Consider the following 10,956-nt stretch of genomic DNA (forward strand, 5'->3'; position numbering starts at 1 on the left):
CGGGAAGCGTGATGCCCCGGATGCTGAGCCCAGACGCGGTCAGGTTGTTGATGTGGAGCGGCCCGACGCCGGTGTTGTGGATCGTGGCGCGACCCCACTGGGAGCCATAGAGCACCATCGTGTTGAGCGGCTCGACGACCTCGAGCTGGCCAGCGAATGCGTTGCACGTGAGGCCCATCGAGACCGGCGCGCCGGCATCGTGCTGGAGCGTCAGCGTGCCGGTGTGCGTCCCGGTCGTGGCCGGCGCGCACACGACCGCGACACTCTGGCTCGCGCCCGGCGCGACCGTGTACGGGATCGGCGTCGAGAGTTGGAAACCGGGACCGGTCAGCGAGCCGAGGCCGGAGTCATGGCTCCTTTCCCTCGGGGCTGATGAGGTTCAGGATGTTCCCGTCTGGATCCTTGAACCAGGCGACCTTCATCCCGGACGAGACATGGATCTCGCCCTCCAGCCGCATGCCGGGCATGTCGTAGTGCTCGAAGGTGACGCCCTTGGACTGGAGATCCTTTACCGCCTCCTCGATGTTGCCCACCGTCCAGGTGACCGCCGTGGCCTGGTTGGTGCCCGCGTAGTCCGAGCGGTAGACGTTCACGGTCGAGTTTCCGCTCTGGTACACGACCACCTCGCCGCCCTCCTCGTGGACGGGCTTCAACCCGAGCGTCTCCTCGTAGAACTTCCTCGCCTTGCTCAGATCCTTCACCGCGAGGTTGGCGACCGCGTCCTGCGCGGCGATCGGCTCGTCCGTCGGCGCCCTCGAGACGCGGTCACGACCGAAGGGATCTCCGACGAGGGATTCGGTGTGCAGCGCGCACCGCCATTTTCCGTCTCGGCGCACCCACGTCGACGCGTCCGCGGCCTCGAGGGTCAGCGGTTTTCCCTCGACCTTCATCTCCTCCTTCACCTTGTACGCGACGACCGCCACGTCGGGGCTGAGGAAGCGCACCGCGGGCTCGCCGAGGAGCTCATACCGGTGCAGCTTCCACCGCTCGCTCTTCATCATCTGCGCAAACTGGTCTCGCTCGATGCTCGCGTATCCCTGGGCCCCGGTGACCACGCAGCGCTCATCCGTCAGCTCCATCGCCGCGTCGACATCCTGCGCCTGGATGGCCCGCCAGTAAGCGTGCTCCAGGTTGATGATCTCCCGCTCTCTCTGTGCCTGTTCCATGATCTCCTCCCGGACCTGTCACGATTGGCACGGGCAGCTCTGTAGGGAGGAAGCCGTCGAGCGAGCCCAGGCAGCCACGGCCCCTCGACTTGGAGACTTGCGGCGCAGACCCGCGCTCTCGCCGGAGGCCTGCGGCGCCTGCGGGGACCCGCTGAGCAGGCCGCGGAGGCAGTGCCAGGTGCTCCCCAATGGCTTTTTAACGGACCACTCTGCGGCATCTCGTCTTCCTCAAGCCCCCCACCGTCTTCATCCAGCCCCACACCTCTTCAATGAGCTTGCGTTTGCGTTGGCTCACCGCGTAGCCGCTGGCCCTCGTCGTGCGCCGCACCAGCGAGATGCCGGAGTGAGTTCGATCATCGACGCCTAACATCCTCGATGACTTCGGCCCGGCTCCCCGGGAGAAGTTGACCCAGACCCACTTATGCTCAGGGTCGAGGGTCGTCTATGTGTCGAAGTCGAAATCGACTGCTGGTTGCTGGTGGTGGTCGGTGCGCTGCAAAATACGCGCGATGCCACGTTCGGTCATGGGGGGTTCCTGGAAGCAACGAATCGATGACTGCGTGACGCGCCTGCGCGCGACCCCGGGTGTCGAGCTCACCGAGGCCAGACTCGGCAAGCCGTGCTCTGCGACGGCCCTCGCCAAGGCGAACGAGCTCCTCGACGGTGGCCTCGGCAAGACCTTGACCGCGCTGTATGGCGAGGTCGACGGGATCAGCAGTCGGTGGACCGGTGGCGGCGAGGCCGGTGAGGTCGGCGTGCTGCCGCTCGCGCAGATGGTCGGCAAGGGTTCGCCGACGGCGGCCGCCGCCGATCTTGCTCGCGCCATGAACGATGCGCTGCCCGGATGGGAGCACCCGGCGTTCCTTCCGAAGGCGCCGAAGACCTCCGCTGCCACGTCCGCGAAGCCCGCGCGGGTGTCGAAGGGCGCAGGCAAGCCCATCTCGCGCGACCCATATCCGGCGATCGACGAGCCGCCGTTCATCTTCCTCGAGCAGGTCTACAAGAGCGAGGATGCGGCGCCCGAGCGCGTCGCCTTCTCGCCCAATGGGCGCAGCGTGGTCGCGATCGGCCACGGTCACTTTCACGTGATCGACCTCGGCACGCGCGAGATCCGGTGGCGCGTCCCGCTCGGAGCCCAATTGCTCGCGGCGACGCACAGTAACGGCCTGCGCGTCTGGCGGCTCTAGACTTCGAACAGCGGCACTCGGCGGTACTGAGGGCCGTTTGCGAAGCATAGGGTTTTCCCCCAGGCACGCGACGCTTGCCTGCCTACTCTGAAAGTGAGGGGATGCCTCCCAATGGCACCCATCCCCTCAACTGCAACTCGGAGACGTCACATCATGCGCAACCCCTTGGTCCTGATGGTTCTCACACTGGTCGTCGGCTGCGCCACGACGCCGTCCGCGTCAGAGAACGCCGAGCGTGTTGACCTCATCATCGAGCACGGCACCGTCATCCCCATGGTCGGCCCGAACCTCAGCGACGGAGCGGTTGCCGTGCGCGACGGGGCCATCGTGGCTGTCGGGCCCACGGCACAGATCGCGTCGGCCTACACTGCCGCGGATCGCATCGATGCTCGAGGGATGGCCGTTCTTCCCGGCTTCGTCAACACGCACACCCACGTTCCGATGACGTTGTTTCGTGGCATTGCGGATGACCGCGACCTGATGGACTGGCTTCAGCAGTTCATCTTCCCCGCGGAGAAGAACAACGTCGACCGGGAGTTCGTGAAATGGGGCACCCGCCTCGCCGCCGCGGAGATGATTGCCAGCGGTACGACGACGTTCGCCGATATGTACTACTTCGAAGCAGACATCGCCCGCGAGACCCGCACGGCGGGGCTTCGCGCGGTGCTCGGTGAAACGCTGATTGATTTCCCTGCTCCCGACAACAAGACGTGGGACGAGGCGATCGCATATAGCAGAGCATTTGCCGCGGAGTTCAAGAACGATCCCCTGATCACGGCGGCGCTTGCTCCTCACGCGCCCTACACCGTGTCAGCCGATCACCTGAAGCAGGTCCGCAGCACCGCCACGGAGCTCGGGGCTCCCATCCTGATTCACGTGGCGGAGACGGAGGATGAGCTGCGGCAGGTCGCGGAGCGGTCCGGCGGAATGACACCTGTCGCCTATCTCGACAGCCTCGGGTTCCTCGGCCCCGACGTCGTCGCTGCCCACTCGGTGTGGCTCAAGGACTCCGAAGTGCAGACGCTCGCGAGCCGCCGCGCAGGTGTGGCGCACTGCCCCGAGAGCAACATGATGCTCAGCTCCGGAGTCGCCCAGGTGCCAGAGCTGCTTCGCGCGGGCGTGAACGTCGGTCTCGGAACCGACGGGCCCGCGGGCTCGAACAACAACCTCGACATGATCGAAGAGATGGCGAGCGCGGCGCGGCTTCAGAAGGTGACGCGGAAGGATCCCAAGGCGCTGTCGGCCCGGCAGGTCCTCGAGATGGCGACGATCGGCGGCGCTCGTGTCCTGCGGCTCGATCAGAAGATCGGCACGCTGGAGCCGGGCAAGCGCGCTGACATCATCGTCATCAACCTCGCGGAGCCGAAGACCCAGCCCGTCTACTCGGTCGAGTCCGCAGTCGTCTACGCAGCGAATGGCTCGGACGTCATGCACACGATCGTCGATGGCAAGGTGCTCATGCGCGATCGCCGCCTCCTGACGTTGGACACCGCTGAGATCGCGCGTCAGGCCGAGGTCTACCGGCAGAAGGTGCTGCGCAGCCTGAGTCAGGCTCCGTGAGTTCGAGGGGATGCACTGGAGCGGAAGCACGGCTCGCCTGAGACACCGGGCGGGCGGTGCTGTCACGCTGCACACCCCTTACGGGACCACTTCCAGCGCCCACTCATTGCCGACGCCGGTGTTCCACGAGGTGACGCCCTGCTGACTGTCGGGGCGGTGCAGGTACTCGTCCACCGGAGCCGCTGTTCCGTGCCTCGAACCCCGCCGCGTGGCCAGCCATTGCCGACGCATTGACGGGGCCGCTGCCTTTGTGGCTCCATCAGGGGTGCTATATGCACATGCTCTTCCTCCTGACCGCCGTCCTGGCCTCCCACCCCCTGACGTTGGAGGCCTCCGTACCCGCTCAGCTCGAGAGAGGTGCTTCCCTGATGTCCCCTGACTCCCGGGAGGCGAGCTTCCACCTGCTGGCCACGACGCCCTATGGAGAGAGCGTCGATCATGGAATCGGCACCCGTCTCTACATCGAATACCTGAGTGGGCTTGGGATAGGGCTCGTAGGCGTGGTGGTTGGGATGGTGGCCATCTCCGACTACCCGACGCTCAAGGAGGCAGCCCTCCCGGCGGCGCTCGGGATCGTGGGAAGCGCCATGGGAGTGACGTTCGCGGGCTGGGCGCTGGACGGACGTGGCAGAGCTGGCTTCGCCCTGTTGGGGAGCCTCATTGGCTTCGGGGCCCCACTGCTTGTCGGGACGGGCTTCCTTCTGGCCAGTGGTTGCGACACCCAAGCCATCTGGGACTGTGGTGCCGTGGGACCCATGGTCGTCGGCATGTTAATCCTGACCCCCCTTGTAGCCACCACGGCTTATGAGCTCTCGGCGCCCAAGCCCTGGCTGTCCGAGGACTATGCGTCGCGCTCTCCACGCCCTGCGCCTCGGTTCGTTCCCGTGCTGACCCTGGCGCGGCAGGGAGTGGGGGGCACGCTGGGCATTGCCGGCAGGCTGTAATGCGGAAGGCTCTCGCGTGGATCATGGTCGCTGTCCTCCGCTGTGCCGCAGCTCCCGCGGCCGGGCAGGAGTCGCCAGACGCCCGGCTGGAGGAGGCACAGACGGCCTATGACGAGGCCAGAAGGCTCTACGAGCTGGGCTCCTACAAAGAGGCCGAGGCGCTCTACGAGCGCGCGCTCGGGATCGTCGAATCGACTCAGGGCAGGAACCACCCCTCCATCGCCGATCTCCTCAACCACCTTGCTCAGCTGCGGGTGGCCGACGATCGTCTGGACGACGCCCTGCCGCTGTTCAGGCGCGCGTTCGCCATCTCCGAGCTCCGCCTGCGCCGGGAGGCGCTTGACTCCTCCGAGTCTCGCCTCTCCAGCTTCATGTCGCATCTGCGCACCCAGGAGGAGCTGCTCTACGAGCTGGTTCGAGCTGAGCCGGACGATGAGGACGTACGGCGCCTGGTGCTCACCGCCGCGCTGCTGCGCAAGGGCCGCTCCGTCGCGGAGACGGCCGACACCTCGCGCATCATCTACCGGCGCGTGAGTGATCGGAACCGTGGCGACTTCGAGCGGCTCCGCGACCTGCGCAGCCAGCTGGCCAGCCTGTCGCTTCAGGGGCCCGGCTCGCTGAGCCCGCTCGAGTACCGGCAGCGCCTCAAGGCCCTCGCCGAGCAGGGCGATGCGCTCGAAGCGAGCCTGGCCATGAGATCGGCGCCCCTGCGCTCGCTGATCACGCTGCCCCCTCCCGAAGAGATGGTCGACCGCGTCGCGTCGGCCCTCCCGTCGGACAGCGCCCTGGTCGAATTCATCGCCTACACGGATCGTTCGATCCTCCGCGAGCCCGGTACCCGGGAGCCGCGGCGCTCTCAGCAGCTGCGCTACCTGGTGCTGGTCCTCTTCAAGAACGGGCGTACCAGCGCCCTCGACCTGGGACCCGCCGCGCCCATCGACGACGCCGCCGTGGCGATGCGGGATGCCATGGCCCGCCGCGACGCGACCTTCCTGGACTCCGCCCGGGCACTCCACGGGCGGGTCTTCCATCCCCTGAGGGAGTTGTTGGGCAACACCCGCAACGTCTTCCTTTCGCCGGACGGGCAGCTGAACCTCGTTCCCTTCGCGGCGCTCCACGATGGCCACCAGTACCTGGTGGACCTCTACGACTTCACGTACCTCACCTCCGGCAAGGACTTGCTGCCGCGCGCCCGCGCGGTGGGGCCTTCACAATCGGTGGTCGTCCTGGCCGACCCGGACTTTCATGTCCCAGTCCCAAACTCCCCGGACACGGCGCGGGGGCAGGAGGAGCGCTCCGTCTTCGTCGAGCGCTTCTTCTCCACGCTGCGCGCCGACGTGGCCCGGGGGCCCTGGACACCGCTGCCTGGCACCCGCGGGGAGGCCGAGGCTATCCAGCGCATGTTTCCTCGCGCTGAACTCCTCCTGGGCGCCGAGGCCACCAAGGAGCGCCTGCTGCACCTGTCCGCCCCGGGCGTGCTGCATCTGGCCACCCACGGCTTCTTCCTCGAGGACACGGTCGCACGGGAGGCCACCCGTGCGGTGGGCCACTTCGGTGCGCTGGGGGTGGACGCCCGATCCGCGGCCCCCGCTGATCCGCTGCTTCGCTCCGGCCTCATCCTGGCGGGCGCGAGTGCCCCCGCGTCCAGCGCCCCAGGTGCCGCCGGGCCCCTGCCTGAGAGCACCCTGGTGACTGCCCTGGAACTGGCCGGCCTGAATCTCTGGGGCACCCAGCTAGTCGTTCTGTCCGCCTGTGACACGGGGCGAGGGGCCGTCAAGCTGGGCCAGGGCGTCTACGGGCTGCGGCGGGCCTTCGTCGCGGCGGGAGCGGAGACGGTGGTGATGAGCCTGTGGAAGGTGAACGACGAGACGACACGGGTGCTCATGGAGCGCTATTACCGCAACCTCCTGGCGGGGCAGGGCCGCGCCACGGCCCTGCGCCAGGCGATGCTCGCGCTGCGGCAGACGCAGCCTCACCCCCATGCCTGGGCGCCCTTCATCGTCGTGGGCCAGAATTCCCCGCTCCGCGTGCAGGAGCGGGGCTCTAGAACGCGTTGATTTCAAAAGTCATCGAGCCGGTTGTGCTCGATTGCAGGGGGAGCTTGAGCTCGTTGGACGTTTTGGAAATTGGATTGTACACGAACCCCACGACCTCGCCGACCACCTGCCCTGGATCAGAATTGTTCGCCGCGAGGACAAGGAAGTACTGGCCATTCTCTTCAGCGGTAAACCCCCACGTACCCTCCAACCCGCCGTTGAACCCCTCCTGATGAACGGGCTGGAGCACTCGAGAGATGAGCCTTCCTTCGCCATCCACGACGTAGGCCTCTGGTACCGGCATCAGCTTCTGAAATCCGAGACAATCACAAAAGCTCTTGACGGTGAGGGTGTAGCTCTTGCCGGCAACGACCGCGAACGCGTAGAGCTGATAATATGAAACGTAATATGAATCGGAAGAAGCCCCATCAGACGTGAGCAGGATGTCGTCTGGCTTGTTGAGATTCGTTTTGATCTCCCGGCCGACCCTGACCTTTCTCAGCGGAGACGCCTTGACCGCCTCCTCCAATGTTCGCGCCTTGAGACTCTCCTCCTTGAGGGCCGCATACCTTTGCCCGGGAGTCACACACCCGGACACAGCAACCACCACCGCGAGACACCAGACGAGCTTCTTCATAGGCTCCCTCATGGACAGAGCGGGCAGCAATCAAGCCCCCGTCTCCCATGGATGGAGCCGGCGCCCTGGAAAATGATGCACACGATGCTCACTGAGGCACCCCCGGGGACAGTCAGCACTTGATGATCCGGAAGGGTCTCCAAGCCAGGCGGCTGTTGTAGTTCCCCCAAGCGGGGGCAGAGCCGAAGCCGGAAGAGGCGAGCCCCGCGCCTTTAGAGCATAGGAAGGATGGAAGGGGTGTCCTTATTGAAGTCCGCAGCGACGAGGGAGGAGGAACCGAACCCCGCGGCGTGGTCCACCTTGTCTGCGAACGTCCCGTCTCCTCCCCCGTTTCCCGGCAGGACAGTCACCGAGTTGTTGCCGGTATTGGCGGTGATGACGTCCTGTCGGCCATCGCCGTTCACGTCCGCGAGGGTCATCCTCGGGGCATCTCCCCCTGCGGACAGGGGCAGGCCCGGGAAGCCCACCCGCTGACAGGGAACCGCGGGTGTGGCAGAGGGCTTCGAGACGGGCTGAGCTCCGCGTTGCCGTGAGCTGCCTCCCGAAGCCACCACCATCAGGGTGAGATAGAACCACCGTCGCACGGCTCCTCACCCGCTTGAGGGAACAAGAGTTTCAGCATGGTGTACGTCTGGACGGTGCAGAACCGGCACTCGATTACTTCTCGCTGAAAGGGACCAACGGCGAGGTCGGAACGCGGATTGACGCAACACCCCCTGGGCTCTTCAAACGGGGGCAGACAAACAAGGTCACCTTGCTCGGTGCTTCCATCGGCACGCCCCAGACCCTGAGTGTCAACCGTAGCACGAGAGGCAATGGCCCGGACTGGCACTTGCAGAGCATCAAGGTCGACTGGATCGATCCGAATGAGGTCCCACGGTACAAACAAGCGACCTTCAACACATGGGTCCTGGCGATGAGAGGGGCCTCCCGGTCTCTCTGAAGGTTGCCGGGATTCTTCCTGCCCGAGAGCCTGGGGGATGCGGCCTGACGTCCGAAGGTGACGAGTTCCTCGGTGCGCTGCCGGTGATTCGCCAGCATGGGGCGGCGGGTTCAATTCCCGCCGCCTCAACTTCGTGGTCGACAGTCCACTGGGCGAGGGCGTGTCGTCCTCCACGCGCTTCGACCCGCATAGACAGCCGGGCTCACTCCGAGACTAGCGAGGGGTTGATCAGCAGCTGGGTGGGCGGGGGAGGAGTCCCGCTTGGAGGTGGCTGGGGCGGCCCGCCGATGACCTCGTCCACGGTGCGAACGACGGTGCCGCGCGAGGTGCGTGGGGCCAGCCAATCGAGAAACGCGATGAACGTGGAGCGCGAGATGCAATACGTCTCGGAGGTGGAGCACGTCGTCGGCGAGATCTGGTGGAAGACGATGGGCACCCAACCGCCGCCGGCGCTCTCGGCCCGGAGCACCAGGTTCTGCAGGTAGCTCAGCGTCCAGTCTCGGGTGACCGAGCCGTGCGTGCGGATGGCGTACGCATCCCGGGGCGGGACAGGCTCGGCATAGGGGCTGCTGCTGCAGCTGCCAGGCGTTCGCAAGCCGCCCGACTCCCGGCCTGAGTTGTACCCACAGTCGATGAGGAGCTGGCGGGTTCCCGAGTCCGCATCGCCGAACGGGTAGGCGAACGACTTCACCTGCAGCCCCGCGTTCAACAAGGCGAGCCGGTCGCCGCAGACCTCTTGGCGCTGCGCGGCCGCGCCGAGCGTGGTGAGGCGGGGATGGGAGATTTTATGACCCCCTACCTCGTGACCCGCGGCCTGGAACTGTCGAAGCTGCTCGTACGTGAGAGAGCCGGGCGTCCCCACGCGCCCGCTGTTGGCGTAGAAGGTGCCGCGCATCCCTCGCGCGGCGAGGAGTGGGCCCGCCTCGGCCTGACTGGCCAGGCTGTCGTCGAAGTGGAGCGAGACGATGACCTGCCCGGGCGCGAGGATGAGGGCCTCGGCGGATTCGCGGAGCGAGTCCTCCGGTGTGGGGACTTCCCCCAATCCCTGGCACGCCAGGCCCAGCAGCAAGGACAGGACAGACAGCGAGAGAACGAGTCCTCGCCTGTGCCAACGCACAGGCGGAAGCGGGAGAGGTCTCATGGCGCCCTCGATTTCAAGACTTACCTATCGCGGGCACCTGCGCGATTGCCGGGGGATCCGCGGCATGGCTCGCCGCGCGTTCCACGGCCCCAGGAACTGCAGGCTCTCTTGGGAGTGGCGGATCGCCCGCAGGCTGTATGCCGGGCGCTCATGGGGACCGAAGCCGGAACAGAGCGAGAAGTCCTCAGCCTGGGTGCTTCTTCCGGGAGGTGGAGTCAAGGTGGGAGCAGACCTCCGCGAACACGAGCGCAGCATCCACCACTACATCGAGATCCTTGCGGAGCTGCTCAGTGCTCCGGCCGACGTCCCGGTAGGCCAGATGGGTCCGCCCCTTCTTCACGTACCCCGCCTTCGGAGGGACAATGAGCCTTCCGAGCGCCCGCTGAACCCGGGGGTCCTCGACGAGCCGCTGCCCCTTCTCTGGCTCACCGCTCTGGAAGACGAACTCCCCATCGAGCGCGGCATTGCCCGAGCGAATGAGGTCATCGGCGAGGTTCTGCTCGATCCATGTCGTCGTCCGGCGGGGAGCGGCGGTGAAGGACTCGGGAAGCTCCCAGGGGATGTCCGCGCTCACCACGAGAATCCGCCGCGTCTCGCTGTCGGTGTCGTCCCGCTCCAGGGCGATCCGTACCGGCACGCTTCGGATGACACCCTCGAGGAGATCTTCGTCGCGTCGCAGCCCCAGTTCCTGGGCCCAGGTGTCCAGAGAGGCGTCCACCAGGAACATCTTCCTCATGGACAGGAAGAGGACGCCGAGGAACAGCAGAAACGCGATGGGGAAGGCAATCGCAGACGCATCCATGGTGCGGCGACAATAGGCCGAGAGCGCAGCCGGAGTCACCGGCGCGAGGGCTCCTGAGAGCACGCCACGAGCGCCTGTTTCGAGAAACCACGAACCGCCCCGTCCGGGCGACTGCGTTCGGTCGATGTGGATGGAGCCCCAGAGAGGCGGCGCTCGGGGCACCGCCGACTCGGAGAGAGCCTAGTCGCTCAGCGCGACGAGGCTCCCGCAGCCGCGGAGGGGGAGGTCGGTGGCCCCGGTGGGTCGACCACGATGATGTAGTGGTAGCAGGTGATGCTGAAGAGCGAGTGGATGCCGGGCGGGGCCCCATCATGCCAGGCGATCATCGAGGATCGGATCGGCTTGGTGCCGCTGGTCGGAATGCAGCCGACGGACCACGACAGTGTGGCGCCGGGCGCGACGGTCGCGGGAAGCGTGATGCCCCGGATGCTGAGCCCAGACGCGGTCAGGTTGTTGATGTGGAGCGGCCCGACGCCGGTGTTGTGGATCGTGGCGCGACCCCACTGGGAGCCATAGAGCACCATCGTGTTGAGCGGCTCG

12 protein-coding genes and 1 pseudogene are annotated in these 10,956 nt (G+C 66.4%); 5 read left to right on the forward strand and 8 right to left on the reverse strand.

Annotated features, from left to right (window positions below):
• From VD972_RS11925 to VD972_RS11935, 3 genes and pseudogenes are all read right to left on the reverse strand, one after another.
• A partial coding sequence (locus tag VD972_RS11925; RefSeq protein WP_324985508.1) for a hypothetical protein occupies nucleotides 1-253 on the reverse strand: 253 nt, incomplete at its 3' end.
• A 94-nt stretch (nucleotides 254-347) separates the two neighbouring features.
• Nucleotides 348-1,166 carry a DUF4440 domain-containing protein gene (locus VD972_RS11930; protein ID WP_324985511.1) on the reverse strand — a complete coding sequence of 273 codons (819 nt, stop codon included), beginning with the start codon at nucleotides 1,164-1,166 and terminating at the stop codon, nucleotides 348-350.
• Nucleotides 1,167-1,383: 217 nt separating this feature from the next.
• Nucleotides 1,384-1,491 (reverse strand): annotated as a pseudogene (locus VD972_RS11935) (IS5/IS1182 family transposase); the annotation flags it as partial.
• A 235-nt stretch (nucleotides 1,492-1,726) separates the two neighbouring features.
• Here VD972_RS11935 and VD972_RS11940 point away from each other — a divergent pair.
• From VD972_RS11940 to VD972_RS11955, 4 genes are all read left to right on the forward strand, one after another.
• Nucleotides 1,727-2,353 carry a hypothetical protein gene (locus tag VD972_RS11940; protein ID WP_324985514.1) on the forward strand — a complete coding sequence of 209 codons (627 nt, stop codon included), beginning with the start codon at nucleotides 1,727-1,729 and terminating at the stop codon, nucleotides 2,351-2,353.
• Nucleotides 2,354-2,506: 153 nt separating this feature from the next.
• Nucleotides 2,507-3,913: an amidohydrolase gene (locus VD972_RS11945; RefSeq protein ID WP_324985518.1), complete on the forward strand. Its 1,407-nt coding sequence runs from the start codon at nucleotides 2,507-2,509 to the stop codon at nucleotides 3,911-3,913.
• Nucleotides 3,914-4,281: 368 nt separating this feature from the next.
• Entirely contained in the window at nucleotides 4,282-4,857 is a 576-nt protein-coding gene (locus tag VD972_RS11950; protein ID WP_324985522.1) for a hypothetical protein, read from the forward strand.
• Between the two features lie 23 nt (nucleotides 4,858-4,880).
• Nucleotides 4,881-6,914: a CHAT domain-containing tetratricopeptide repeat protein gene (locus VD972_RS11955; RefSeq protein WP_324985525.1), complete on the forward strand. Its 2,034-nt coding sequence runs from the start codon at nucleotides 4,881-4,883 to the stop codon at nucleotides 6,912-6,914.
• On the opposite strand, the gene VD972_RS11960 is transcribed toward VD972_RS11955, so the two are convergent.
• Together VD972_RS11960 and VD972_RS11965 are read right to left on the reverse strand one after the other, a co-directional pair.
• On the reverse strand, nucleotides 6,901-7,530 hold the full coding sequence (locus VD972_RS11960) for a hypothetical protein (RefSeq protein ID WP_324985527.1): 630 nt from the start codon (nucleotides 7,528-7,530) through the stop codon (nucleotides 6,901-6,903). The genes VD972_RS11955 and VD972_RS11960 overlap by 14 nt on opposite strands.
• Nucleotides 7,531-7,742: 212 nt before the next feature.
• Nucleotides 7,743-8,114 (reverse strand): VCBS repeat-containing protein, encoded by a 372-nt coding sequence (locus VD972_RS11965; RefSeq protein WP_324985531.1) that lies wholly within the window; start codon nucleotides 8,112-8,114, stop codon nucleotides 7,743-7,745.
• A 14-nt stretch (nucleotides 8,115-8,128) separates the two neighbouring features.
• Here VD972_RS11965 and VD972_RS45470 point away from each other — a divergent pair, with 14 nt between their 5' ends.
• Nucleotides 8,129-8,473, forward strand: a complete 345-nt coding sequence (locus VD972_RS45470; RefSeq protein ID WP_414654051.1) for a PLAT/LH2 domain-containing protein — start codon at nucleotides 8,129-8,131, stop codon at nucleotides 8,471-8,473.
• A 202-nt stretch (nucleotides 8,474-8,675) separates the two neighbouring features.
• Here the strand turns inward: VD972_RS45470 and VD972_RS11970 are convergent, their stop codons facing one another.
• The 3 genes from VD972_RS11970 to VD972_RS11980 all read right to left on the reverse strand — a co-directional run.
• Complete coding sequence (locus tag VD972_RS11970; RefSeq protein ID WP_324985534.1) at nucleotides 8,676-9,614, reverse strand: polysaccharide deacetylase family protein; 939 nt, start codon at nucleotides 9,612-9,614, stop codon at nucleotides 8,676-8,678.
• Nucleotides 9,615-9,798: 184 nt separating this feature from the next.
• Nucleotides 9,799-10,455 (reverse strand): hypothetical protein, encoded by a 657-nt coding sequence (locus tag VD972_RS11975; RefSeq protein WP_324985537.1) that lies wholly within the window; start codon nucleotides 10,453-10,455, stop codon nucleotides 9,799-9,801.
• A 149-nt stretch (nucleotides 10,456-10,604) separates the two neighbouring features.
• Nucleotides 10,605-10,956: hypothetical protein (locus VD972_RS11980; RefSeq protein WP_324985540.1), on the reverse strand; the 352-nt coding region annotated here is incomplete at its 5' end.

It is taken from the genome of Hyalangium sp. (genome assembly GCF_035629615.1).
Classification (GTDB): Bacteria; Myxococcota; Myxococcia; order Myxococcales; family Myxococcaceae; genus Hyalangium.

Excerpts from the sequence above, each read along its gene's own strand:
- VD972_RS11955 (WP_324985525.1), top strand. The coding sequence starts at position 4,881 with ATGGTCGCTGTCCTCCGCTGTGCCGCAGCTCCCGCGGCCGGGCAGGAG.
- VD972_RS11950 (WP_324985522.1), top strand. The coding sequence starts at position 4,282 with ATGTCCCCTGACTCCCGGGAGGCGAGCTTCCACCTGCTGGCCACGACG.
- VD972_RS11960 (WP_324985527.1), bottom strand. The coding sequence starts at position 7,530 with ATGAAGAAGCTCGTCTGGTGTCTCGCGGTGGTGGTTGCTGTGTCCGGG.
- VD972_RS11970 (WP_324985534.1), bottom strand. The coding sequence starts at position 9,614 with ATGAGACCTCTCCCGCTTCCGCCTGTGCGTTGGCACAGGCGAGGACTC.
- VD972_RS11930 (WP_324985511.1), bottom strand. The coding sequence starts at position 1,166 with ATGGAACAGGCACAGAGAGAGCGGGAGATCATCAACCTGGAGCACGCT.
- VD972_RS11945 (WP_324985518.1), top strand. The coding sequence starts at position 2,507 with ATGCGCAACCCCTTGGTCCTGATGGTTCTCACACTGGTCGTCGGCTGC.